The sequence below is a fragment of the Sediminitomix flava genome (genome assembly GCF_003149185.1).
Taxonomy (GTDB): domain Bacteria; phylum Bacteroidota; class Bacteroidia; order Cytophagales; family Flammeovirgaceae; genus Sediminitomix; species Sediminitomix flava.
In genome coordinates, this window is sequence record NZ_QGDO01000005.1 from 26137 (window position 1) to 50968 (window position 24832).

A 24832-nucleotide genomic window follows, 5' to 3' on the forward strand; every position below is an offset into this window, starting at 1 on the left:
CGATATTTTCTTTTTCTTAAGTCAGTTTATTAATCTAGATAATAGCTTTTGTGAAGCTATTCTCAGCACTTTTATTTAAAAGTACATCTTCAATTGTGGCTGCGATATCAGTAAATGAGTTTCTGAAACCAATATCTTCAGCTTTTATATTTTTACCATATACCAAAATAGGAATATGCTCTCGTGTATGGTCTGTACCTTTGAAAATCGGGTCATTTCCATGATCAGCTGTAATGATAAGCATATCATTTTCTTTCATTGCTGAAGTGATCTCTGGAAGACGTTGATCAAACTCTTCTAAACATTGTCTGTAACCTTTTACATCTCTACGATGACCAAAGTGCATATCAAAGTCTACAAGGTTAGTGAAAATGAGTCCTTTTTTATCAGTATTGATATATTCAATCGTGCGATCAATACCTTCTTGATTATCTTTTGTACGTACTGAGTCTGTAAAGCCTCTTCCACCAAAAATGTCAGAAATTTTACCTACAGCCATGACGCTCTGATTTGCAGATTTTATTCTGTCCATCATCGTTTCACCGATTGGCTCTAAAGAGTAATCATGTCTATTAGGTGTACGAGTATAATTACCAGACTCTCCGATAAACGGTCGAGCAATTACACGTCCGACATTTAGCATTTCACGAGCAATTTCACAATAGCGATAAAGTTCATCGATTGGTACAATCTCTTCGTGTGCTGCAATTTGGAAAACAGAATCTGCAGATGTATAAATGATTAGTTTACCAGTCTCAACATGTGCGTCTCCTAATTCGTCGATGATAGCCGTACCAGATGCTACCTTATTCCCGATTGTTCCCCTTCCGGTTTTTTGCTCAAATTCATCCATGATCTCTTTAGGGAAACCATTGGGATAGGTTGGGAACGGTTCTGTCAATGTTAAACCTGCAATTTCCCAGTGACCTGTGGTAGTGTCTTTACCTTTGGAAACTTCTTTTGCCATACCGTAGGCAGCTGTAGTTTGCTTCAAAGGGTTTAAGCCTTTAATTGGAGCAATGTTTCCAAGCCCCATTTTGTGCATATTTGGAACATCTAAACCAACTGCATCAGCAATGTGACCAAGTGTATTTGCTCCTAAATCCCCGTATTCATCAGCGTCGGCAGAGAAACCTATCCCAACACTGTCTAAGACTACGAGAATGACACGATCTATATTTTTCATTATTTCTTAGTAACTATCTCCAGAAACTTCTTTTCCTTCCATAATGGCAATACCATTACTCGTTCCTAATCTGCTTACACCCATGTCGATGTATTTTTTCGCAGTTTCGAAATCTCTTACTCCTCCAGAAGCCTTTAGTTTAGCTTTACCAGCTACAGCATCTTTCATGATTTGGATATCTTCAAAAGTAGCACCGCCTGTACCAAAGCCTGTCGATGTTTTTACAAAATCAGCATTTGCTTTTACAGAAAGCTCAGACGCCAATTTCTTTTCATCATCGCTCAAATAGCAAGTCTCAATGATAACCTTCAAGAGATTAGAACCAATAGCTTCTTTAATCGCCTTGATTTCTTCATAAACAGCTTCAGATTTTCCTGATTGTAACCAACCTACATTGATCACCATATCAATTTCAGTCGCGCCGTTTTCAATGGCATTTTTAGCTTCAAAAACTTTACTTTCAGTGCTCATTGCACCAAGAGGGAATCCGATTACTGAACAAACAGCAACTTCACTTCCTTTAGTATGCTCTGCAGCCAAAGGAACGTATGAAGAATTTACACATACTGAAAAGAAATTGTACTTTACTGCTTCTTCGCAAAGCTTAATAATATCAGCTTCAGTAGTAGTCGCTTTCAGTACGGTATGATCTATATATTTATTGATTTCCATTGTATTCGTTATTTGTTCAAGTAATTGAAAATTTGTTTGATCTCAGAAATTTCGATGTAAGGAAGCTTAGCTTTTTGAGCCTCATCTACTTTTTCATGTTCCCAAGTTGTGTGATAGGGAATATGTATGGCTTGACTACCAATATTTATGAGTGGAAGAACATCTGATTTTGCAGAGTTTCCAATCATTAAAAATTCTTCTTTAGCGATATTATACTTATCAAGAATTTGTTGGTAGGTCTTTTCATCTTTTTCACTTACAATCTCAATATGATCGAAATAGTCTGCTAGCCCCGAACGAGCAATTTTTGATTCTTGATCGAATAAATCTCCTTTTGTAATGATCATGAGTTTATAATCCCCATGTAATTCTTTAAGAGTTTCTTCGATTCCATCTAATAAATGAACAGGATGTTGGAGCATATCTTTCCCCCATGAAATTATTTTATGAATTTCATCACCTGTAATTTGACCATTTGTAAGTTCAATTGCAGTTTCAATCATGGAAAGCATAAAGCCTTTTACGCCATAACCGAAAATGTGCAAGTTTTTGATTTCTGTGTCAAAAAGCTTCTTTTTTAGCGTTTCCTCAGAGGTGTAGTGCAACAAAAGTTTTGCGAACTTATCTTCCACTTCGTTAAAGATTGGTTCGTTCACCCACAAGGTGTCGTCAGCATCAAAAGCAATTACAGAAGGTTTTGTCATTAACTCGATTGATTAGAATTTCAAAAGTTAAAATTAAATTCGGCGCAAATCTATGAAATGATTGTTTCCAAAATGACTTTAGGAGCAGAAATCTCTTCTTCTAGGATTGTATAGGCATCTTTTACCATATCCATGACATCTTCTAATTGATGATCTGAATTGAAATAAAGTGTCGCTAGTCCGTCACCTTTTTCTATTTTATCACCTACTTTTTTATGAAGAATGATTCCAACGCTATGGTCAACTTGGTCAGTTTTTGTTTTTCTACCTGCACCTAGTTCCATGGCTGCATTTCCGATTTGGTCAGCTACAATTTTGTGCACGTAACCATCCACCGTACTTACAACTTCAATTGTCTTTTCAGCAACAGGAAGGAGAGTGTAGTCATCGACAAGTTTTTCATTTCCGCCACTTTCCTTAATGAATTTACGAAGGTGTTCTAAGGGTTCTTCTGTGCCGATAAGTGCTTTTACTTTATCTGTTGCTTCTTCTATACTATTTGTATCTCCTTTGATAAATAGTGCCGTTGCAACCAAATGAATTACTAATTCAGTGAAGTCTTTAGGGCCATTTCCTTTTAGTGTTTCTATCGCTTCAATAAGTTCAAGACTATTCCCGACACTGAAGCCTAAAGGTTGATCCATATTTGAAAGTACCACAATCATTTTTCTTTCGAAGTCTTTTGCGAGTTGAAGCATCGTTTTCGAAAGCTCTTTGGCTGTTTCGGTATCTTTCATGAATGCACCACTACCTACTTTAACATCGAGAATGATCCCATCCGCATGAATTGCAAGTTTTTTACTCATAATGCTACTTGCAATCAATGGAATACTCTGTACGGTTGCAGTTACATCCCTTAGTGCATATAATTTTTTATCAAGTGGAACAATGTTCTTTGCTGCACCTGCAATCCCGATTCCTGTTTGATTGATTAAAGCGTTTAAATCAGTTTCATTTTTAGCAAATTGAAAACCTTCTATCGCTTCAAACTTATCAATTGTTCCACCTGTATGTCCTAAGCCTCTACCACTTAGTTTGGCTGTAGCCATTCCTAAGCAAGCAATAAGAGGGGCTATTGCAATACTTGTTTTATCACCAACACCACCTGTAGAGTGTTTGTCAATCAGAAAAGCTTCAACATCATCAAACTTTATGGTTTCTCCAGAGGCAATCATTTCGCTTGTAAGCGCAAAAATTTCTTCGTTGCTCATTCCATTAAAGCAGATAGCCATAAGAAATGCTGCCACTTGGTAGTCTGTGACTCCTCCATGTAAATACTCTTGGAAAAAACGACTAATTTCTTCTTTGCTAAGAGCTTTATTATTTCTCTTTTTATCTATTATGTCTACAGGTCTCATTGTGAAGTGCGGTTTCTATAAATAGGAATGCTTACTCAATAAGGTAAATATTGAATTTGATGAAGAAGTTTCTATGTCAGTATTTAGAGTAAGACTTTTAATAGTACAAATATCGTATTTTAAGAAAAGGGTTCAACCAATTCTGAAAAATGTTAATTCCGAATAAAGAATATGTTAGACTATCTTAAAGAAATACAGTAGGTTGTATTTTTTAAGACTTAAGTTAAAAATTATATATTAAATTACATTAACGTTTGAAATAGAAACCACAAGGCTTTTTTGTATCCATTTGCCATATGAAAAGAAATAATAAAATCTTTGTTTTTACAGTGTTTGCACTTGCTTTAGGTGCTTTCTTATTTTTTAATAACTTCTTCTCCACACAAAGTATTTTCCTCAATAAATATGAAAATAAAAAGCTACAAAATGTTCTGAAGTTACAATTAGCCAGAGATACAGAAGCTTTGGAGAAGTTGTACCAAAAAAGTAAAAGTGCAGAGATTAAAGCTTCAATTATTTCTGCCTTAGGAAAAATTCAAGACCCAAAATCGGAGTTTTTTTTAATGGAGGTGTTGAAAGATACTTTAAGTGATCTGGAGAGTAGAAAAGAAGCTGCATTTGCTATTGGTCAATTTAGAAACAATAAAAATGCTGCAGATCTAACAAATCTGATTACTTCTGAGTCAGAGAAGTCTTTTGTTGATGAGATGATTGTTGCTCTCGGGAAAGTGGGAGGAGAAGCTCAGCTTGATTTTTTGGTTCACTTAAAAGAAAGCAATCATCAATATGCTTTTTCATGTTTACAAGGCTTATCTGAATTGTTAGCTAAAGGCATTTATAATGAGCAAGCTGTATTTAACATATTAGAAAAATTTCTTTCAGAAGATGAAATGTACAGAACTTTGGGGGCTCAATATTTCAGTAGAGTACCAAATCTTGATGCAGTCATTCCATACGCCTCAATTACAGGCTTAATAAATAATGAAACAGACACCGATAGCAGAAGTAAACTAATTCTTTCTTTGCGTCATTATCCGAAAAATGGGGATGTAAAGAAGTTTTTATTGAATCATTTAGAAACGGAAAAATCACCTTTAGTATTGATGGAAGCATTACAAGCTTTAAATTCATTTTCTTTGACTTATAGAGAAAAGAAAAAGGTGATACCTAGTCTTTCAAGTGAGAATAAAGGTGTCTCATATTACGCCTCAAAGTTGATAGCTGATAAAATGATAGCTTGGGAAGTGGAGTACTGGGAAAAGGTGATTGATAGGATTTCTTATTCAAAAGCTAAGTCTATTTTATTGGCTTCAATGGTTAAAAATAGTAATAAGAAAAGTGTTTTGGCTAAAGTGAAATCACTTTACTCTTCTTCCTCAAAAACACACGAAAGAGCATGGTATTTGGATGCGTTATGTAAGGATACGACACAATGGGAGTTGGCTACAAAAGTGATTATGCAGGATACTTCACAGCAATTGAAAACTTCTGCGTTACAGTCTTTAATTAATGCCTATAAGCAAAGTGATGAACAGGTTGTAAAGGCTGTATACCCTAAAATTGAAGAAGAATTTTTAGCCATGTTGAAAGTTATGCTAGAATCTAATGATGAAGGGCTGATTTCGATAGCGGCTTCTTCACTAAGAGACCCTGTTTTGGGCTATAAAAGACTGATAGAAGATTATGAATTTTTGTATACCACTAAAGATAAGTTAAGATTACCTCTTCAATACGAAGCACTATATGAGTTGAATAAAACGATAGCTTATTATGAAGGTAAAGACGAAGAAAATTTAGATCCTTCGGTATTTCTGAAGAAAGAGCTTAACACCAAAACATTAGCAACTATCCCTTCAGATGGGATTGTGAAGGTAGAAACATCAGAAGGAAATATCTTTCTAAGATTGAACCTAGAAAAGTCACCTATTGGTGTTCAGCATTTTGTGGAGAACTTACATAAAGGATACTACAACCATAAGCGTTTTCATAGAGTAGTTCATGATTTTGTTGTGCAAACAGGCTGCCACAGAGGCGATGGATTTGGTACTGATGCTGAAGAATTGATTCCTTCGGAATTTACTTCAGATTATTATGAAAAAGGAACTGTAGGAGTAGCTTCATTAGGAAAGGATACAGAGTCTAGTCAGTGGTTTATTACTTTGACCGATACTCCAAGATTGAATGGGAGATATACAGTGATTGGGAAAGTTATTCAAGGAATGGATGTTGTTGAACGACTTTCTGAGGAGGATTATGTTCTAAATGTGAGTTGGGAAAATAATCATCTTCTGATCTAATATTTGAAATGACATTATGTAAACAATGGCGTATCAATAATGAATTGATACGCCATTTTTGTATTATTTATTCTTCAATAGGAGGCATGTCTTTGGATTCGATTAGCTCACCTTTGTTGTATTTTTCAACTTTGGTCAAATTGCCTTCCTCATCATAGTACTTCCATTCTCCTAACTTCTTCAAAAGGTAAAGTCTTCCTTCTTTTCGTATTTGTTGATTAGGATAATAATATTTGGCTGCGCCGTAAATTTTACCCTTGTCGTAAGTTATTGTCGACTTGATCTGTCCACCTTTTTCATCAAAATAATTAACGACAAGTCCATGAATCCTTTTTCTCAGATAAGGCTCTAGAGTTTTAAGATTACCACTTTCATAATAATATTTCTTAGGTTCTACGATCTGTCCTTTCGTAAATTTGGTTTCTTCTTTGATTGCGCCAGTTGGGTGATAGCTTTTCCAAATGCCTTCTTCTCTTTTATATTTTATGAATGACTCACTTTTCAGTTTTTCATTTTCATAAAACTCTTTAATCTGTTGATCGCGTTCTTTATTGCTGTAAACAATTACAGATTTTAAAATTCCAGAAGGATAGAAGGTTTCTGATTTTCCTTCTTTTAGATTGTTGGAATATCTGAAAATGTATTCTTTGTTTCCATTGGTGAAATAACCTTTTGAAATGCCATGAAGTTGACCATTTAATGTCTCTGCTTCACGAATGAGGGTACCATCTTCGGTGTATTCTTTAAAGTATCCTTTCCCAGATGGGATTGTTACAACCTCCTGTTTAATTTGCTTATTCTGATAATAGATTTTGTAATTATTGGTGTTTTTTCCCGCTTCAAAATTTGTTTCAGATTGAAGCGTTCCATCAGAATAGTACGTCTTTCTAACTCCTTCCTCTTTTCCGTTTTGATAAGGAGTTTCTTCTTTTAAAGCGCCATTTTCATAAAAAGACTGAGTAATCCCTTCTAGTTGACCTGCTTTAAATTGACTTTTGGTTTTAATGGTGTCACTGAGGTAAAAAGTAATGAACTCACCATCCATTAAGTCATGGTGATAGTGACCTTGCTGTATAATTTTACCATCTCGATCAAAAGCTTCAACAGGTCCTTCTCTTAGGTCGTTTTCCATTTGGTAAACACTCATGATATTTCCATTCGGGTAATATTCCTTGAAACTACCATGTCGTTTTCCATTTTTCATGCTCACTTCAGCATTAACACTGCCGTCAGGGTAATACCTTTTAAGCTCACCTTCTAATTGACCTTTGATATAAAAACCTTTTGCTTTTACTCTTCCGTCAAAGAAATAGCTTGCGAATTCTCCCTCTTCAAGTCCGTCTTTATAAAATTTAGAAATACGTGCTTGTCCATTTTCGTAATATTCAATGTATTCCTTTTCTAATTTTCCGTTCTGAAAAAAGGCTTTTACTTCAACGTTATTGAAGTTTGAATCTGGGTAAAACCTAAGATATGCTCCATGTTTTATAGAATCGGGAGAATCTATTATGATATATTTTTCTTTTAAGATTGCTTGGTTAAGATCAGAATAGGTCTTGATTTCTTTGGTTTTAATTGGATTATCTTGAAGCCCTTTGGCATAAGTGTTTGATATTGTGAGTAGAAAAAAAAGTGTGGTCGTAATTATAAATCTCATGGCTTGGAAATGATTTTTCGCAAAGATAATGAAAACGATATATTGGTTTATTCTAAACCCCATTTTACGAATATTATGCCATGAAAAAAGCCTGTCTTAAATGAAGACAGGCTTTTGTGATATTTTATGATGCTTGTTGATTTCCAGTATGAGCATCAGATACTAAGAATTTGAATCCGATACCGTGAACATTCAAGATTTCAATGCTTGGATCATCTTTAAGATATTTTCTTAAACGAGACATAAACACATCTAAACTTCTACCTTTATAGTAGTCGTCATCACCCCAAACTTCTTGGAGAATGTATTCACGTTTTATCAAACTGTTTTTATGAAGGTACAAGAAGCGTAATAGTTCTGCCTCTCTCGTTGTTAATCTTCTAGTTTCTTCTCCATGACTCAACTTTTGGTAAGGGAAGTCAAGGATGTAGCTACCAATATTAATTTCAGATTGGTTTTCTACTTTCGTTTGGTCAACTTTAGGCTCTTGCTTCTGACGTTTTAAGATCACTTCAATACGAAGTAATAACTCTTCCACGTTTACAGGTTTCGTGATATAATCATCGGCACCAATATGGAAAGCTTTGATCTTATCTTTAGGCAAGTTGTTTGAAGACATGAACAAGATAGGAATGTACTGGTCAACAGCTCTGATTTCCTCAGCTAAAGCATAACCGTCTTTATGAGGCATCATTACGTCAAGAATACAAAGATCGAATTTGAATTTTTGGAATTCTTTTAGACCACTTACACCATCTTCGCAGTGGTGTACGACATAACCTCTAACGTCTAAATATTTTTTTACTAGGGAAGCGATAATTCTATCATCTTCTACTAACAATATTTTTGTATTTGCATTCATGTTCAAAAGGTTATTTGGATATTAATAAATTTTATTGTGAATGATTATGGGATATTAAGCCATTAACACATATCAAGTGCGTTTTCTTTTTACAAAAGACACGTTTTTTTCCGTTATAGTTTACATTCATTCACTACTATTAACATTAAAAGTTGATAGATAGTCTCATTTTAGTAAACTTTTTTCGCCTGTATATTCCAATAAAATTCTCATTTTTAGAATTCTATTACGGTTGTAACTCCTTCAAAAATTTTCTTACAGAACAATAAATTTCATCTAACCGAAACAATTTTAGCTAGAAATAATTTTTGCTTACGTAATAAATAATGGATTTTTAAACTTTACTGAAACAACTCTAGCGATGACTCAAATAACTTTCAAAGAAAAAAATAAGCGGAAAACACTTTTGTACATCATCTTGTCATCCATTTTCCTAACGAATGCGTTGGTAGCAGAAATGGTAGGAGGTAAGATTTTTTCACTTGAATCACTTTTAGGTTTTGCACCAGCTCAAATTCCACTTCTAGAAGGCGTAAAGCTCGATTTTAACCTGACAGCAGGGGTGGTTTTATGGCCAATTGTATTTGTGACAACAGATATAATCAATGAATATTTTGGGGTAAAAGGAGTAAGGCGAATTACATTTATTACTGCAGGACTAATAGCCTATGTATTTGTAGTGATTTGGATAGCAACAGAATTACCTCCAGCTCAATTTTGGTTAGATGTCAATGCGACTGATTCGGCGGGGAATAGTTTCGATATAAATGAAGCTTACTCTAAAGTTTTTTTACAAGGAATGGGAATCATTGTAGGCTCATTGGTTGCATTTTTAATTGGGCAATTACTTGATGCTTGGACTTTCCAATGGCTAAAAAACATTACTAACTCAAAGAAAGTATGGCTAAGAGCAACTGGTTCTACGCTGATTTCTCAGTTCATTGATAGCTTTGTGGTACTTTGGGTTGCCTTTTACGTTTGGGGAAATTGGGAATTAGAAATGGTAATTTCGGTGGGTATAATCAACTACATTTACAAGTTCTTAATTGCAGTTTTCTTGACGCCATTAATTTACTTGGGACATTATCTGATCGATCGATATTTGGGAGAGGAGCTAAAGGAAGTAAATGAACCCTTAAGTGTTGAATAATTTAAGGGTTCATTAAGGTCTTTTACACAAAATAGATACCTAAAATACCTGCAAGCATGATTGCTTTACAGTAGCTACTTAACCAAGCAAACTCTTTTACAGTATCTGCATTATAGAGTCTGTAAGCTAGGTAAAGTACAGGTACTAACAGAAATATTAAAAATATATTGAGAGCACTGAATTCATAAAGATGAATCAGTGCTCCTGTGCTTATAATCAATGTGGAAATAAGAAAATAGATCAAGTATTTTGTTTTTCTAATCCCCCAAACAATTGGAAGCGTCTTACAACCAAAAGCTTTATCTCCTTTCAAGTCCTGAATGTCTTTGATTATTTCCCTTATCACTGTAGTTCCAAAAGCAAATAATGAATAGATGTAGATTAAGGCATAGTGATCGTCTACATAAATTCCGATGATAAGAATACAAAGTGAAGTAAGTGCCGCTACACATAAATTACCAATGAAAAGCATCCGTTTTAGCTGATTGGAGTAAAGCCAAAGAAGAAAGGCACAGATAAAGCATATTACCCCAATTTTTATAGAGACGCTAGTACCAAGGGCTATTCCAATAAAATTGAGGAAAGTATGTAAAAACATGGCTTTCCGTCTTGTGAGTATTCTTCCGATAAAGACTCGGGAAGGTTTATTTATGGTATCAATTTTTATATCGTAATAATCATTAATCACATATCCTGCAGCCGCAATTAAAGTGGTAGCTAATACCACTCTTGCAAATAAAGGATCGGTAAGAGATTGCAACCAATCAGCTCTAGAACCGATCACAAAAATTCTTAGAAAATACTGGGTTAGTATCATCATGATCAAATTATTGATTCTGATGAGCCTTAGAAAATAGGTTGTTTTTATTCCCAGATAATAAATTTTTCTCCTGACGTTCATTGATTTAGTATGATCAAATGTTTGAAGTTTTAAACATCTAAACTTTATTTTAGTTAGTGTTTAGTATTAAAATATGGAAAACTTTTTAGGTTTTTGACCAATTTTATAAAAGTGATTAGTAACTTTCACTGACTATTAATACAAATAACTAATTGCAATTTACAATTCTAAATTAATGGAAAAACTTAGATTAGCCATCCAAAAGTCGGGTAGGTTGAGCGAAGGCTCTATGGACTTGATTAAAAAATGTGGAATCAAGGTAAGTAACGGAAAAGGAAAACTTAAGGCAGAAGCTTCAAACTTCCCAATCGAATTCCTTTTCTTAAGAGATGATGATATTCCTGGTTACGTGGCAGATGGTGTCGCTGATATCGGAATTGTTGGAGAGAACGTTCTTGTTGAAAAGGCTAAAGAAGTTAAGCTTATACATCGTTTAGGATTCTCTAAATGCAGATTGTCTTTGGCTATTCCGAAGTCTGAAGAATATTCAGGGATCAGCTATTTTGAAGGTAAAGACATTGCCACTTCATACCCTAAAATTCTTTCTGATTATTTAAAAGAGCAAGGCGTAAATGCTCAAATTCACGAAATCAGTGGGTCTGTTGAGATTGCTCCAAGTATTGGACTAGCTCAAGGGGTTTGTGATATCGTAAGTTCGGGTAGTACTCTTTTCCAAAACGGATTGAAAGAGGTTGAAGAGATTTTCTTCTCAGAAGCTGTAGCAGTGGCTAGCCCAGGTTTATCTGCAGAGAAACAAGAAATCTTAGACAAATTATTATTCAGAATTAATGCACTTCAAAATGCAGATAGTAACAAGTATATCTTGTTAAATGCACCTGAAGAAGCAGTTGATAAAATTATTTCTGTTTTACCTGGAATGAAAAGTCCTTCAATTTTACCATTAGCGCAAAAAGGCTGGGTTTCTATGCATTCTGTGATTAATGAGAATGATTTCTGGGATAAAATTGAAGAGCTAAAAGAAGCTGGAGCCCAAGGTATTTTGGTTGTCCCAATCGAAAAAATGGTACTATAATGAAGGTATTCAAATACCCTGAAAGAACAGCTTGGTCAGAAATTCTCAAACGTCCTGTCATGGACTTTGATGAAATTGTTGATCGAGTTGTTCCGATCATGGAATCTGTTCGTACGAGAGGTGATGAAGCTGTAAAAGAATTTGCTCAAAAGTTTGATCAAGTAGTCTTAGATGAATTCTTAGTTTCTGAAAGTGAAATCGAGGACGCTATTGCTAACACTGATGAGGAGCTTAAAAAAGCAATTCAAGTTGCCCATCAGAACATTAAGACTTTCCACGAAGCTCAGTTCGAACCTGTGAAGTTGGTAGAGACTATGGCAGGGGTAGAGTGCTGGAGAAAAAGCGTGGGAATTGAGAAAGTAGGTTTGTATATCCCTGGAGGGACTGCTCCACTTTTCTCAACAGTTTTAATGCTGGGTGTACCTGCTATTTTGGCTGATTGTAAAGAAGTGATTCTTTGTACTCCTTCCAACAAAGAAGGAAAGATCAATCCAGCTATACTTTATACGGCAAATCTTATTGGGTTAAAGAAAATCTATAAGGTAGGTGGTGCTCAAGCTGTAGCTGCTATGACTTACGGTACTTCATCAATTACAAAAGTTGATAAGATTTTTGGTCCAGGAAATCAGTATGTTACTGCTGCAAAGCAATTGGCTATGAAAGCTGGAGTTGCGATAGATATGCCTGCAGGACCATCTGAGGTTGCTGTTTGGGCTGACGAAACTGCTCATCCTTCATTTATAGCTGCTGATTTACTTTCTCAAGCTGAGCATGGTGTCGATAGCCAAGTGATTTTGGTAACTACTTCTGAGGAGTTAATTGCTAAAGTCTCTGATGAAGTAACTTCTCAATTGGAGCAATTACCTAGAAAAGAAATTGCGGCAAAAGCATTAGAGAATAGCCATATAATCCTTTTGAAGGATGAAAAAGAAGCGCTTGACTTGATCAATGAGTATGCAGCTGAACACTTAATTTTATCTTTGGATAATGCTGAGGATGTAGCTGAGCAAATCATTAATGCTGGTTCTGTATTTATTGGTCACTACACTCCAGAATCGGCTGGAGACTATGCTTCTGGGACCAATCATACTTTGCCAACATATGGTTATGCAAAAAGTTATAGTGGGGTATCACTTGATAGTTTTGTAAGGAAGATAACTTTCCAAAAGATTTCAAAAGAAGGGCTAAAAGTTTTAGGCCCTAATGTTGAAATTATGGCAAAACATGAAGAATTAGATGCTCACAAAAATGCTGTGACAGTCAGACTTCAGACCTTGAAAGATTAATTCAAGAAAGAAGAAGGTATAAAAAAGACCCCTTTCTCAAAATTTTGAGAAAGGGGTCTTTTTTATCTCCAAATGAAAACTACTTCTTATTGTTTTGTTTGAAGCGTCTTGGTTGTACCATATTCTCAGGGCTAAGAATATCATCCAAATCTTCTTTTTCTAAGAGTTTTTTCTCTAATACTAAATCGTAGACTGATCTATTTTCTCTTAGAGCCTCTTTTGCCAAAGCTGAACAAACTTTGTAACCCAATACAGGGTTAAGTGCTGTTACAATTCCAATAGAGTTTAGAACCATAGCTTTACAATGTTCTTCATTGACTGTAATGCCATCAATACATAGTTCGCGAAGTGTGTCCATCGCTTTTTGAAGCATATCCATTGACTCGAATAAACTTCTCACTAAAACAGGCTCCATTACATTTAGTTGTAATTGACCAGCTTCAGCTGCAAATGTAATTGTTGTATCGTTTCCAAAGACAACAAAACATACTTGGTTTACTACCTCTGGAATAACTGGGTTTACCTTACCAGGCATAATTGAAGAACCTGGCTGCATAGGAGGTAGGTTGATCTCATTTAACCCTGTACGAGGGCCAGAAGAAAGTAATCGAAGATCATTACAGATTTTAGACAACTTAACAGCAAGTCTTTTCAACACAGAAGAGTACATTACAAATGCACCTGTGTCAGGAGTCGCCTCAATGAAATTCTTTGCTCTTTTTAGTTTTATTCCAGTTAAGTCTGATAAATGCTTTACTACTTTATCTGTATAATTTGGGTCAGTATTGATACCTGTACCAATAGCTGTTGCTCCCATATTTATTTCTTCAAAAAGAGCTGCATTTTGTTCTAGTCTTGCTGTCTCCTCACTTAAAGTTGCAGCAAAGGCTTCAAACTCTTGACCGACAGTCATCGGTACAGCATCTTGAAGTTGAGTACGTCCCATCTTGATGACATGAGAAAACTCTTCTCCTTTTTTTCTGAAGGCTTCAACAAGTTGGGCAAGAGCTTCTTCTAGATCAACATTCATTTTGATCAGAGCAATCTTTATAGCTGTAGGGAACACATCGTTTGTCGATTGTGACATATTGATGTGATCGTTTGGATGACAGAATTCGTATTCCCCTTTCTTTTTGCCTAATATTTCTAGTGTGCGGTTCGCTATAACTTCATTTATATTCATATTGGTTGAAGTTCCAGCTCCACCTTGGATTAGGTCAATCGGGAATTGATCATTGAACAAACCTGCAGACACATCTTCAGCAGCTCGTTCAATGGCTTTTATCATTTCGTCAGAGATATCACCTAATTCGTGGTTGGCTTTAGCCGCGGCTAATTTAACCAATGCGAGTGATTCAATATATTTTGGGAAAGCACTTACTTTGACTCCAGAGATGTCAAAGTTTTCCATCGCTCTCAGTGTTTGAATACCGTAATAAGCATTTCCGGGTACCTGTTTTTCACCAATTAGGTCAGATTCTGTTCTAAAGCGTTCCATTCTATGTGGCATTGCGTATTACTTTACATTAGTTAAATAATAAAGGAATTTTGATAATAGTTCCTTTCAAATCTTTGATGATTTTAGTCGTATATCAATAATTCTAAATATAGGTTGATTGTTATATTTAAAACCGACTTTGAGGTTAATGAGTGTTAAGTCTGAAATTACCAATCTTCTATTAATACTATTTTATCTTTTTGTCTCATTTAGTGGATAGAAAATTAATCAAGGAATAAAAAAACATTAAAAAATATTGACCTTAGATTCTGTGCATGTATTTTCGTGCATTGGAATTAGAAAACGATTTGTATAAACACACATTTTTTGATGGAATTGGAAACTGTAAAAAAAATCGCTCTTAATGATGTTCATGAACAACTAGGAGCTAAAATGACTCCATTTGCAGGTTATAATATGCCTGTGAGATATACATCTGACATTGAAGAGCACAAATGTGTTCGTGAAGGAGTAGGTGTTTTTGATGTGTCTCATATGGGAGAATTCATGTTGAGAGGTCCAAAAGCATTAGACCTTATCCAAAGAGTAACATCAAATGATGCATCTAAGTTATTTGATGGTAAAGCTCAGTATTCTTGTTTGCCAAATGAAGATGGTGGAGTTGTAGATGATTTGATCGTTTACAAAATCAAGGATGAAGAGTATCTTTTGGTAGTTAATGCTTCTAACATCGAAAAAGATTGGAATTGGATTAGTGAGAGAAATACAGAAGGTGTAGAGATGGAAAATATCTCAGACCAAATGTCTCTTTTCGCAGTTCAAGGTCCGAAGGCAGTTGAGGCAATGCAAAGCCTGACTGAAGTGAATTTAGGCGAAATGGGCTTCTATACTTTCACTATTGATACGTTTGCAGGTGTTTCTGATGTGATCATTTCAGCAACAGGATATACAGGTTCTGGAGGTTTTGAAATTTATGTGAAAAATGAGGATGCAGCGGCTGTTTGGGAAGCAATTTTTGCCGCAGGTAAAGATTACGGTATTCAACCAATTGGTTTAGGTGCTAGAGATACTTTAAGGCTTGAAATGGGGTATTGTCTGTATGGAAATGATATTGACGATACGACATCACCGCTAGAAGCTGGTTTAGGTTGGATTACAAAATTCACCAAAGATTTTACTAACTCTGAAAATTTGAAAGCTCAAAAGGAGGCTGGAGTAACTAGACGATTAGTAGGTCTTAAAATGATTGATAAAGGTATTCCTCGTCAAGGTTATGAGGTTGAGGATAACGAAGGAAATGTAATCGGAAAAATTACTTCAGGTACAATGTCTCCAAGTTTGGGATACGGTATTGCTATGGCTTATATCAATAAACCATTTGATAAAGCAGAAACAGAAGTAGTTGTTGCAGTAAGAAAAAGAAAACTGAAAGCAGTAGTTACTAAAGCTCCATTCTTGAAGTAATTGATCGATAAAGAGATAAATAAAAAAGGCAATCTGTTCGGATTGCCTTTTTTTGTTATTGTAAACTCTGAAGTTTTTCTTTTTTCACAGATACCAATCCTAATTCTTCAGGAGTAGCAGTTAAACCATCAGGTAGTTCCTTAATCTTGTTCAAGCTTTTGGTGTAGCCAAATAGTTTTAATGATTTTTTGTTGTAGGCTAAGGCAGCTTCTTCAGGGGTTTTAAATGTTCCTAAAGGAATAGGTTTACGGTTTTGGTAGATTACGGCTCTATAGTTGTATCTGTCTTTAAATACACCAATAAAACCAGTCTTATTACGAGTAGAACCGATATTCCTTTTGATATCAGATCGGTTACTCCATTCCAAATTCTTTAATCTACAATCTAATCGGTCTCCGTTTATGATCTTTATCAGATCTCCTTTACGGTCTTCTGATTTCTCAAGAAATTTCTCGGCTACCATCTTATGTAGATAAATGGTTTCAGTTTTGTAAGAACCATCAGTTTGTCTCCACGACTTTTGGAAAACAGCACGTCCAGAAGAGTGTTCCCTTAAGTTGTGTATAAAGTCGATGCTTTGGAGATAAGGATTGGTTCTCAGGTAATCGTAAACATGGTCATCAATAATGACTTTTTTAGGAGAATTCTTGAGTAGCAACTTTACTAGCATAAAAAATATAATTTAGAAATAGGTTAAAATGATAATATTAACAATTGGTTATTTACTTACTGCTTCTTTAAGTGACTTCTTTGCTAACTCATGTTTCTCTTTGCCTTGATGCCAATATTTAGCAGCAGAGTCAATGACTTCTTCTTTCTTCTTCAATGTTATGTCTTGGAATTTACCGAGCTTTCTTCTACCAGCTTTTCTTTTTGTGGCATCACTGGCTCTTTGAAAACCTAGTTCTTTAAGTTTCTCAGACACTTTTAAAAACAAATCACCTACCTTTTGCTCATCCGTTTCGCGGATTAACTGATTTCTATAATTCATTAAATTACCCAAGATCAGCCCATAGTCTTTAGTACCAGCAATTCGTAGGTCCCCTGGATAATTTTTCCTCTGCCTATTCATAAAAAATGACTTTTTTCAATAGTTAGCTGTAAGTAAAAAAATAACAGAATTAAACTTCCGTTAAAAAATATACAAATATTAAATCATATATACTACTAATTATATAATAAATGCAAATATATTGAATTATTTTAAAAATAGTAAGAGGTTTTAGGGTAAACAGTGTTTAATCTTGCTTTAATTTTTAAAATTTTGTGAATATATATAGAATGGATACCTTTATGGGCATAAAATGTAAACTTTAGCTTTGCATTAGCTTACTTTCTTTTAAATTATATAGAATAAACTTCTTTCAACTAGTTTATAGACTTTTACTCGCAATTATGCAAAACCTTAACAACGAAACCATTATTATAGGTCTATATGAGAGTTATAAAAAGGAAAGTTCTAGTAAGATAGAACTCGATAATTTTTATACTCTTTTTACGTATTTTCCATGTCTGCTTATTGTCGCCTGTGATGGCGTTATTGACGATGAAGAATGGGTATATGTTAAATATTTAGCTCGTTTCATGGCTGATACGCACAGAGATGAAGTATCTGAAGATCGATATGCTGAGCTAATCGACGATTTTTACAATGAATTAGTATTCTTGAGTGACAACCTCGATGAATGGGAGGGGAAATTAATTGAAGGCTTGAGGTCATACCTTGAAGCGCATGAATATGAGAAAGATGATATTTTAGATATCCTTACTCTTTTTGCCGAAGCTTCAGACGGTGTTTCAGATATTGAAGAGGTAACCATAGAAAATCTGAAAACAAGATTAGAATTAGAATCTTAAATGATGCTATGATGCATCTATGATGTTTCGAATTCTTATCTTTGTGAAGTAAAGCATTTCAATTTTAGAAACCGCAAATACTTAATGGCAAATCAATCAGAGTCAAAACGTACAGAAATAGCTGAGTTGGGTGAATTCGGCTTGATTGACAGAATTAAAAAAGATGCAAAAATTCATCATGCTTCTACCCTTAAAGGAATAGGAGATGATGCAGCTGTAATAAAAGGAGAGAAAGAACTTACAGTGATTTCTACAGATATGCTAGTTGAAGGTGTTCACTTCGACCTACGCTATGCTCCTCTAAAACATTTAGGATTCAAAGCTATTGCAGTAAATGTTTCAGACATTGCAGCTATGAATGCAATTCCTAAACAAGTAACCGTAAGTATTGCTTTTAGTAATCGTTTTTCAGTTGAAGCAATTGATGAACTTTATAGAGGTATAAATCTGGCTTGTGAAGAATATAATGTTGACCTAGTTGGTGGTGATACAACTTCATCAAATGTAGGTTTGATTATCTCTATCACAGCAGTAGGAACTGTAGAAGAAGATAAAATCACTTATAGAAATACGGCTCAGAAAGGAGATGTAATTTGTGTTTCTGGTGATTTAGGAGCTGCATATTTAGGTTTAAATATTCTTGAACGTGAAAAGCAAGAGTTTTTAGCAAACCCTAATATGGAGCCTCAACTAGATGGAAAGAATTATTTGATTGAACGTCAATTGAAACCTTCTGCTAGAATGGATGTGGTCTATGAACTGAGAGAAAAAGGTGTAGTACCTACTGCAATGATGGATATTTCTGATGGTTTAGCATCAGAATTACTTCATATTTGTTCTCAAAGTGATTTAGGCGTTGTGATTTATGAAGACAGGTTGCCAATTGATCGTATGACAGTTGATGTAGCTACAACAGATTTTAATATCACGCCGTCTGTATGTGCGCTAAATGGTGGTGAAGATTATGAACTACTATTTACGGTTAAACAAGAAGATTTTGCTAAAATTGAGAATCTTCCAGATATCACACCTATTGGTTATACAACTGAGGCTTCAAAGGGGCGTAAGTTTGTAACCAGAGGTCAGCAAGTAGTAGATATCACTGCTCAAGGTTGGAAACATTTCTAAGCCCTCTCTCTTAGATAGCAATAAAAAAAGAGTCACTTTCTTAGTAGAGAAAGTGACTCTTTTGCTTTTATGAAAGTAATTATGCAGAAGTACAATACTCTATAATTGCTTCTCGGATTTTCCCAAATGTATCTCTTAAAGTGTCCTCATTTTCTTCTAAAAGTGTCACTCTGAACCCTTGTAGATCAGAACAGAAAGATGAAATAGGGACGACACAAATGCCTTTAGACGCTAAAAGATTATACACAAAGCGCTTATCATTTTTAATCTCTTCTGTATTTAACCACTCATCTAAAAGACCTTTAGCTTGAGGATTTTCAATCTTTAGAGATTGCTTTTGGTTTAAAACATCGTCTTTAAAGATGATTGTGTTGTAGAAAGCACCAAAAGTTTCATTGAAATATATATATGGAAGATCGCCCAAAAGTTCAGCAATTATTTTACTTCTTTTTCCAATCTTTTCATTTTCAGCCTTTCGATATGGTAAATATCTAGGATCTGACATCACTTTTGGAATTGCAAGCTGAGGAAGCTTTGTTGAGCACACCTCAATCATTTTTGCATTATCTAAGGTCTGACATAATTTGTCAAACTGTTCATCATTGTCTCTGTTGTAATATTCTATCCAACCACATCTAGAGCCTGGCCAAGGGAATTCTTTAGAAATCCCTTTCAAAGCAAGTCCCGGAACATCCTCAATATATTCAGCTAACTGATGAGCTATTGCTCCATTATAGGTGACATTATGGTAGATTTCATCACAAATCAAGAATAAATCAAATTCTTTAGCGATTTCTACAAACCTCTTCAAAATCTCTTGAGGGTAAACCATTCCTGTAGGGTTGTCAGGATTTATGATCAGAATACCGACAATATTTGGATTGTATTTTACCTTCAAATAAAGGTCTTCCATGTCGGGATACCAATTATTCTGAGGGTCTAACTTATATGTCAATGGGTGAGCATTGGCATGAGCAGCCTCTGCAGAAGAGTGCGTAGAATATGCTGGAGAAGGACCAATAATTCTTGATGTTGGTAAAATATATTGGTAGACTTTAGAAATAGCATCTCCTAGTCCGTTAAAAAATAATATATCGTCTTGAGAAATTTGAACTCCTCCAAGAGCATTTGTTTTTTCAGCCAAAAATTCTCTTGTGGCAGGGACTCCTTTTGAGTGGCAATACCCAAAAGTTTTACTGTCTTGTACTAGCTCAGAAATGATGTTTCTCATCCATTCTGGCATTCGGTTATCTTTCTCAATAGGGTCTCCAATGTTTTCCCATTGAATGTCATAGCCAATTTTTTGAAGCTGTTCTGCTTTTTTGACAATACCTCTAATTTCGTAGCTTAATTCATTAGCTCCTGTTCTGAGTAGTTGTTGTCTCATAATACATTATTTTGTTTTTCGGAAACGGACTGCAAATTTGTACTTTATTATTAGAGAATACAATAAATTCAATATACTTTTCTGTGTTAAGGACTAATAATTTTATTGAACATCTTTAAAAGCATCCTCTTTAGGTATTTAGAATAAAAAAAGGCATTGAAAATGTGGAACTTTCAATGCCTTTGATTTATGAATATTTTTAGATCAATTCATCAGAGTTCCTGCAACTGTGGCTGTCATCAGACAGGCGACACTGGCGGCCAAAAGAGATTTTGTACCTAGTGTTGCAATTTCTCCTTTACGGCTTGGTGCCAAAGAACCAATACCTCCAATCTGGATAGCAATAGAACTAAAGTTAGAAAACCCACAAAGAGCATAAGTAGCAATTCTTACAGCTTGATCACTTAACATCGAAGCCTCTTTCATTTTTGAGAGAGCATCGTAAGCTACAAATTCATTGATTACAGTTTTCTGACCTAATAAGCTACCAATGAGAAGAGTCTCATCCCAATCTACACCGATTATAAATGCAATTGGTCTAAAGATTAAACCGAATAAATATTGAAGAGATAATTCTCCAAATTGTCCTTCTGTAGTTTCAGCAATGGTATGGTTGATATTAACTAAATCACCAATCCATCCCAGTAGTCCGTTCAAGGCTGCAATGATTGCAATAAAAGAAAGAAGCATTGCACCTACGTTTAATGCAAGATTTAGACCTTCAGAAGTACCATTTGAAACCGCATCTAGGAAGTTTGATCCGATTTTATCTTTATTCAATCGTAATTTTGTATCAATTAATTCAGGCTTTGTCTCAGGTACTAACATTTTTGCCATTACGATAGCCGCAGGTGCGTTCATAATAGAAGCCGTTAGAAGGTAGTTAGCAAACTTTGCTTGTTCTACTGGGTCTTCACCACCCAAAAACTTTACATATCCAGCAAGTACACCACCCGCAAGTGTTGCCATACCTCCAGTCATCAAACACATAAGCTCAGATCGAGTCATCTTTTCGATGAATGGTTTAACCAAAAGAGGAGACTCAGTCTGTCCTAAGAAAATATTTCCAGCAGCAGAAAGGCTTTCTGCTCCAGACAAACGCATTGATTTGGACATTACCCAAGCAATAACGTAGACAAATTTCTGAAGTACACCTAAGTAATAGAGTCCAGAAGTAACTGCGGCAAAGAAAATGATAGTTGGTAATACTTGAAAGGCAAAGATGAATCCGTATTGATTCATATCTGTTACAAACCCCCCGAAAAGGAATGCAGCTCCATCAGCCGAATAGTTTAGAAAAGTAACGAAAGCTTGTCCGATGGTTTCAAATGCTCCTGCAACCATTTCAGATTGAGAAATCGCAATACCAAAAATAACTTGGAGAAATAAACCTGCACCAACCAGTTTCCAGTCGATAGCTTTGCGATTTTCAGAGAAAAGAAACCCTATACTAATAAGGAGTAATAACCCTACAATTCCTCTTACAATAATCATGTAACCTTTATTAATTATAATTTAAATCATGTAAATTTAACAATAACTACCGATATAAAAGAATATTCAATGTGAACAGCTCCTATTTTTTATTCTATTCAATAAATACGTTAGTGGGAAACGAGGGTAGTCTAAATTAATTTATTGTGAAATTTAACCGTTAGCTGCTCCTAAAATGAATGTGATGACATTTTTGTTGTTTAGTTTTGCCCCTCTAACGAATAAGCTTTATAAACCATAACATAATATGCCAGCTACAAACCATTTGAAACGTTTCGAATCTTTAATACAAAATAGTCCATACATCAGTAGGGATCTGAGTTGGATGCAATTCAACTATCGTGTATTAGATCAGGCATATAAAGATAGTAGGACTGTCTTTGAGAAAATGAAATTCTTGGCGATCACAGCATCTAACCTAGATGAATTTTTTATGGTCAGAGTCGGGAGTTTATATAATTATATAGATTTTAATAAAAGTCGTACAGATTATTCAGGTCTGAGAGAAGATCAGTTTAGAGATACGTTATATGCTGAAATCCATGACTTTTATGATAAACAAAAAGAACTTTACAATACAAAGTTAGCTCCGTATTTTGAGGAGAATGGGTTCAAAATAGCGAAAGGCTCGGACCTGAATGCTGCTGAATTAGATGCCGTATCAGCATATTTCAAAAAGGCTATTTTCCCAATGCTAACACCAATGGTTTATGATTCATATCATGCCTTTCCATTGCTGCAGAATAAATTAAATATTTTTGCAATTGTAACTAGAGAGGAGGAAGATAAAACGAATCGTAAGAAGTTGTCTTTCGTACAAATACCAAAAAATATCCCTCGTTTTTATACGATTGAGAGAGAAGATCACTTGGTTTTTGTTCCTATTGAGGAGATTATCCGTGAGAATATGAGTCAGCTATTCAGAAATGTAACGATTGACTCTGTTGATTTATTCCGTATTACAAGAAATGGAGACTTTACCTTAGAGGAAAGTGAGGATATGGAAACTGATTTCATTGAAGAAATCAAGTTGAAATTGAAAACACGTAGAACAGGTCGAGTAGTCAGGGTAGAAGTTGAGGAAGGGGCAACTGAAATGGTCATGAATCTTCTTGCTGAAAAGTGGGATATTGACGAAACTAACTTTTTCCACATTGGTACTCTGATTGATTACACTGCTCTTTGGCAAATCATAAAACATAGAAACTTCAAGTATTTAAGTCCTAAGTTTCCAAATCCAGTTCAGCCTCTTACACTTAAAGACAGAAACGAAGAAGATAGTGTATTTGATGTACTAAAAAAGAGAGATGTCTTTTTGCATTATCCATATAATAGCCCAGAGTTTTTGATGGATTTGGTTGAAAAGGCTGCCGACGATCCAAAAGTTTTGGCTATCAAAATGACGATTTATCGTCTAGCTGATGATTCTCGATTTATCCAAGCTTTACATAAGGCTTTGGAAAATGGTAAACATGTTTCAGCTCTTTTTGAATTGAAAGCACGATTTGATGAAGAAAACAACATTCGTCAAGCTCAAAAACTTCAGAAAGCAGGTGGTTTTGTTATTCATGGGATCAGTTCTTTGAAAACCCATACAAAGCTAATGCTGATTGTCAGAAAGGAAGGTAATAAAGTGACAAGATACGTGCACATGGCTAGTGGTAACTACAATGAAGATACTTCTAGACTTTATACTGACATTGGCTTGATTACTACGAATAGTAAATACGGAGAAGATGTCTCTGAATTCTTTAATGCAATTACAGGACATTCGAAACCAAAAGGCTATAATGTACTTCTTACTGCTCCCGAAAATATGCGTAAGAAGCTCATTGATTTGATCAATCAAGAAGCTAAAAATGCAAAAGCGGGACAAGCTTCTGGAATTGTGGTGAAGGTGAATTCACTTCAAGATGATAAATTTATTGATGCATTGTATAGAGCTTCACAAGCTGGCGTTAAGATAAATTTGATTGTAAGAGGTATCTGTTGTATCAGACCTGGTAGAGAAGGATTGAGTGAAAATATCACTGTTAGATCTTTAGTAGGCGATTATCTAGAGCACTCTAGAGTTTTCTATTTCCATAATAATGGAAATCCGGTTGTTTATGGTGGTAGTGCAGATGCAATGGTCAGAAGTTTTGAAAGAAGAATTGAATCAATGTTCTCTATTCAAGATGAAGCTTGTAAGCTGGAGACGATTAACCTTCTTCATTATAATTTGAAAGACAATGTAAATGCTTATCAGATGAATGAAGATGGGTCTTACGATAAGGTGAAAAGAGTAGAAGGCGAACCTCGATTTAACTCGATGGAAGAGTTCTTTAAATTGACAAAGAAAAACTTGAAGAAAGCTCAACTTTTTTAATAAATAAAACTCCCACAACTTTCCTAAAATTGTGGGAGTTCCTTTTTATGCTAAACAGCTCCTGCCATCATAGCCAAATATAGATTAGCCGCATATCCGCAATAGCTGATCAATTCGTTTATGTCATAATCATCAGTAATTGTATTCACTTCAACTTCATAGTTGTAATTGAATTTTTTCCAATTCATATTCGAGTGTAAAATGATTATGATATTTCCTTTATCATCATGTAATTCAAACCTTGTTTTAGCAAATCCTTTACACTTTAGTGTATAATTGAGGCTTTTCTCAGAGGTATTGAATTCTAGTAGAAAATCACTTTTCCAATTCATCGTGATCTTACCGACATTCTGCTCGTCCTTTTCAATTTTATATTTAGTCCCCCAAAATCCATCTTGCATTATCTTGATGGTAGAATCCAAGTATTTTATTTCGGCCTCTTTTGAATACCATTTTATAAACTGAAGAGAACTTATTGAAACGCCATTATTGTAAAATGTGAAACTCCCATTTGATGATGTACTTTCGATATTCATGGTTTATTCTTATAGTAGTTTTTTGGTTTTAAT

General features: G+C 34.9%; 21 protein-coding genes. 8 read left to right on the top strand and 13 right to left on the bottom strand.

All coding sequences use genetic code 11. From position 1 onward, the window contains the following. Positions 1-34: 34 nt before the first annotated feature. From BC781_RS17620 to BC781_RS17635, 4 genes are read right to left on the bottom strand one after another with little or no spacing between them, the layout of a single operon-like run. A complete protein-coding gene (locus tag BC781_RS17620) occupies positions 35-1186 on the bottom strand; it encodes a phosphopentomutase (protein WP_109620258.1) in 1152 nt (383 codons plus the stop codon). A 6-nt stretch (positions 1187-1192) separates the two neighbouring features. Beyond that, the gene (gene deoC, locus BC781_RS17625; RefSeq protein ID WP_109620260.1) at positions 1193-1858 is read right to left on the bottom strand and encodes a deoxyribose-phosphate aldolase; all 666 of its coding nucleotides are present in this window, start codon (positions 1856-1858) and stop codon (positions 1193-1195) included. An 8-nt stretch (positions 1859-1866) separates the two neighbouring features. Beyond that, a complete protein-coding gene (locus BC781_RS17630) occupies positions 1867-2562 on the bottom strand; it encodes an HAD family hydrolase (protein WP_109620261.1) in 696 nt (231 codons plus the stop codon). Between the two features lie 50 nt (positions 2563-2612). Further along, positions 2613-3920 (bottom strand): thymidine phosphorylase, encoded by a 1308-nt coding sequence (locus BC781_RS17635; RefSeq protein ID WP_109620264.1) that lies wholly within the window; start codon positions 3918-3920, stop codon positions 2613-2615. Positions 3921-4216: 296 nt separating this feature from the next. Here BC781_RS17635 and BC781_RS17640 point away from each other — a divergent pair, with 296 nt between their 5' ends. Next, on the top strand, positions 4217-6217 hold the full coding sequence (locus BC781_RS17640) for a peptidylprolyl isomerase (protein ID WP_109620265.1): 2001 nt from the start codon (positions 4217-4219) through the stop codon (positions 6215-6217). A gap of 67 nt (positions 6218-6284) precedes the next feature. Here the strand turns inward: BC781_RS17640 and BC781_RS17645 are convergent, their stop codons facing one another. Continuing rightward, positions 6285-7874, bottom strand: coding sequence for a toxin-antitoxin system YwqK family antitoxin (locus BC781_RS17645; RefSeq protein ID WP_158281515.1), 1590 nt, complete (start codon positions 7872-7874; stop codon positions 6285-6287). A 124-nt stretch (positions 7875-7998) separates the two neighbouring features. After that, positions 7999-8736 carry a response regulator transcription factor gene (locus BC781_RS17650; protein WP_109620269.1) on the bottom strand — a complete coding sequence of 246 codons (738 nt, stop codon included), beginning with the start codon at positions 8734-8736 and terminating at the stop codon, positions 7999-8001. A gap of 361 nt (positions 8737-9097) precedes the next feature. On the opposite strand from BC781_RS17650, the gene BC781_RS17655 reads away from it, so the two are divergent. After that, positions 9098-9886: a queuosine precursor transporter gene (locus tag BC781_RS17655; protein WP_109620271.1), complete on the top strand. Its 789-nt coding sequence runs from the start codon at positions 9098-9100 to the stop codon at positions 9884-9886. A 22-nt stretch (positions 9887-9908) separates the two neighbouring features. Here the strand turns inward: BC781_RS17655 and BC781_RS17660 are convergent, their stop codons facing one another. Continuing rightward, positions 9909-10787 carry a geranylgeranylglycerol-phosphate geranylgeranyltransferase gene (locus BC781_RS17660; protein WP_109620272.1) on the bottom strand — a complete coding sequence of 293 codons (879 nt, stop codon included), beginning with the start codon at positions 10785-10787 and terminating at the stop codon, positions 9909-9911. A 175-nt stretch (positions 10788-10962) separates the two neighbouring features. On the opposite strand from BC781_RS17660, the gene hisG reads away from it, so the two are divergent. Next, positions 10963-11820, top strand: coding sequence for an ATP phosphoribosyltransferase (gene hisG, locus BC781_RS17665; RefSeq protein WP_109620274.1), 858 nt, complete (start codon positions 10963-10965; stop codon positions 11818-11820). Beyond that, positions 11820-13106, top strand: coding sequence for a histidinol dehydrogenase (gene hisD / locus BC781_RS17670; protein ID WP_109620276.1), 1287 nt, complete (start codon positions 11820-11822; stop codon positions 13104-13106). The genes hisG and hisD overlap by 1 nt, the downstream gene beginning before the upstream one ends. A gap of 79 nt (positions 13107-13185) precedes the next feature. On the opposite strand, the gene aspA is transcribed toward hisD, so the two are convergent. After that, complete coding sequence (gene aspA, locus BC781_RS17675; RefSeq protein WP_109620278.1) at positions 13186-14604, bottom strand: aspartate ammonia-lyase; 1419 nt, start codon at positions 14602-14604, stop codon at positions 13186-13188. Between the two features lie 330 nt (positions 14605-14934). Between aspA and gcvT the strand changes: the two genes are divergently transcribed. Then, entirely contained in the window at positions 14935-16029 is a 1095-nt protein-coding gene (gcvT, locus tag BC781_RS17680) for a glycine cleavage system aminomethyltransferase GcvT (RefSeq protein ID WP_109620280.1), read from the top strand. Positions 16030-16084: 55 nt separating this feature from the next. Here the strand turns inward: gcvT and BC781_RS17685 are convergent, their stop codons facing one another. Both BC781_RS17685 and BC781_RS17690 read right to left on the bottom strand, forming a co-directional pair. Next, positions 16085-16699 (bottom strand): Pathogenesis-related transcriptional factor and ERF protein, encoded by a 615-nt coding sequence (locus BC781_RS17685; RefSeq protein WP_211323873.1) that lies wholly within the window; start codon positions 16697-16699, stop codon positions 16085-16087. A 48-nt stretch (positions 16700-16747) separates the two neighbouring features. Then, on the bottom strand, positions 16748-17101 hold the full coding sequence (locus BC781_RS17690; protein WP_109620282.1) for a hypothetical protein: 354 nt from the start codon (positions 17099-17101) through the stop codon (positions 16748-16750). Between the two features lie 323 nt (positions 17102-17424). On the opposite strand from BC781_RS17690, the gene BC781_RS17695 reads away from it, so the two are divergent. Both BC781_RS17695 and thiL read left to right on the top strand, forming a co-directional pair. Further along, positions 17425-17886, top strand: a complete 462-nt coding sequence (locus BC781_RS17695; protein ID WP_109620284.1) for a hypothetical protein — start codon at positions 17425-17427, stop codon at positions 17884-17886. Between the two features lie 84 nt (positions 17887-17970). Then, a complete protein-coding gene (thiL, locus tag BC781_RS17700; protein WP_109620286.1) occupies positions 17971-19014 on the top strand; it encodes a thiamine-phosphate kinase in 1044 nt (347 codons plus the stop codon). 79 nt (positions 19015-19093) lie between these two features. On the opposite strand, the gene BC781_RS17705 is transcribed toward thiL, so the two are convergent. Next, a complete protein-coding gene (locus BC781_RS17705) occupies positions 19094-20401 on the bottom strand; it encodes a pyridoxal phosphate-dependent aminotransferase (RefSeq protein ID WP_109620288.1) in 1308 nt (435 codons plus the stop codon). 204 nt (positions 20402-20605) lie between these two features. After that, positions 20606-21895, bottom strand: a complete 1290-nt coding sequence (locus BC781_RS17710) for a NupC/NupG family nucleoside CNT transporter (protein ID WP_109620290.1) — start codon at positions 21893-21895, stop codon at positions 20606-20608. Positions 21896-22142: 247 nt separating this feature from the next. On the opposite strand from BC781_RS17710, the gene ppk1 reads away from it, so the two are divergent. Then, positions 22143-24263 (top strand): polyphosphate kinase 1, encoded by a 2121-nt coding sequence (gene ppk1 / locus BC781_RS17715; protein WP_109620292.1) that lies wholly within the window; start codon positions 22143-22145, stop codon positions 24261-24263. Between the two features lie 50 nt (positions 24264-24313). Here the strand turns inward: ppk1 and BC781_RS17720 are convergent, their stop codons facing one another. Continuing rightward, complete coding sequence (locus BC781_RS17720) at positions 24314-24799, bottom strand: hypothetical protein (RefSeq protein ID WP_109620294.1); 486 nt, start codon at positions 24797-24799, stop codon at positions 24314-24316. Positions 24800-24832: the final 33 nt, after the last annotated feature.

Excerpts from the sequence above, each read along its gene's own strand:
- BC781_RS17620 (WP_109620258.1), bottom strand. The coding sequence starts at position 1,186 with ATGAAAAATATAGATCGTGTCATTCTCGTAGTCTTAGACAGTGTTGGG.
- deoC (WP_109620260.1), bottom strand. The coding sequence starts at position 1,858 with ATGGAAATCAATAAATATATAGATCATACCGTACTGAAAGCGACTACT.
- BC781_RS17630 (WP_109620261.1), bottom strand. The coding sequence starts at position 2,562 with ATGACAAAACCTTCTGTAATTGCTTTTGATGCTGACGACACCTTGTGG.
- BC781_RS17635 (WP_109620264.1), bottom strand. The coding sequence starts at position 3,920 with ATGAGACCTGTAGACATAATAGATAAAAAGAGAAATAATAAAGCTCTT.
- BC781_RS17640 (WP_109620265.1), top strand. The coding sequence starts at position 4,217 with ATGAAAAGAAATAATAAAATCTTTGTTTTTACAGTGTTTGCACTTGCT.
- BC781_RS17645 (WP_158281515.1), bottom strand. The coding sequence starts at position 7,874 with ATGAGATTTATAATTACGACCACACTTTTTTTTCTACTCACAATATCA.
- BC781_RS17650 (WP_109620269.1), bottom strand. The coding sequence starts at position 8,736 with ATGAATGCAAATACAAAAATATTGTTAGTAGAAGATGATAGAATTATC.
- BC781_RS17655 (WP_109620271.1), top strand. The coding sequence starts at position 9,098 with ATGACTCAAATAACTTTCAAAGAAAAAAATAAGCGGAAAACACTTTTG.
- BC781_RS17660 (WP_109620272.1), bottom strand. The coding sequence starts at position 10,787 with ATGAACGTCAGGAGAAAAATTTATTATCTGGGAATAAAAACAACCTAT.
- hisG (WP_109620274.1), top strand. The coding sequence starts at position 10,963 with ATGGAAAAACTTAGATTAGCCATCCAAAAGTCGGGTAGGTTGAGCGAA.
- hisD (WP_109620276.1), top strand. The coding sequence starts at position 11,820 with ATGAAGGTATTCAAATACCCTGAAAGAACAGCTTGGTCAGAAATTCTC.
- aspA (WP_109620278.1), bottom strand. The coding sequence starts at position 14,604 with ATGGAACGCTTTAGAACAGAATCTGACCTAATTGGTGAAAAACAGGTA.
- gcvT (WP_109620280.1), top strand. The coding sequence starts at position 14,935 with ATGGAATTGGAAACTGTAAAAAAAATCGCTCTTAATGATGTTCATGAA.
- BC781_RS17685 (WP_211323873.1), bottom strand. The coding sequence starts at position 16,699 with ATGCTAGTAAAGTTGCTACTCAAGAATTCTCCTAAAAAAGTCATTATT.
- BC781_RS17690 (WP_109620282.1), bottom strand. The coding sequence starts at position 17,101 with ATGAATAGGCAGAGGAAAAATTATCCAGGGGACCTACGAATTGCTGGT.
- BC781_RS17695 (WP_109620284.1), top strand. The coding sequence starts at position 17,425 with ATGCAAAACCTTAACAACGAAACCATTATTATAGGTCTATATGAGAGT.
- thiL (WP_109620286.1), top strand. The coding sequence starts at position 17,971 with ATGGCAAATCAATCAGAGTCAAAACGTACAGAAATAGCTGAGTTGGGT.
- BC781_RS17705 (WP_109620288.1), bottom strand. The coding sequence starts at position 20,401 with ATGAGACAACAACTACTCAGAACAGGAGCTAATGAATTAAGCTACGAA.
- BC781_RS17710 (WP_109620290.1), bottom strand. The coding sequence starts at position 21,895 with ATGATTATTGTAAGAGGAATTGTAGGGTTATTACTCCTTATTAGTATA.
- ppk1 (WP_109620292.1), top strand. The coding sequence starts at position 22,143 with ATGCCAGCTACAAACCATTTGAAACGTTTCGAATCTTTAATACAAAAT.
- BC781_RS17720 (WP_109620294.1), bottom strand. The coding sequence starts at position 24,799 with ATGAATATCGAAAGTACATCATCAAATGGGAGTTTCACATTTTACAAT.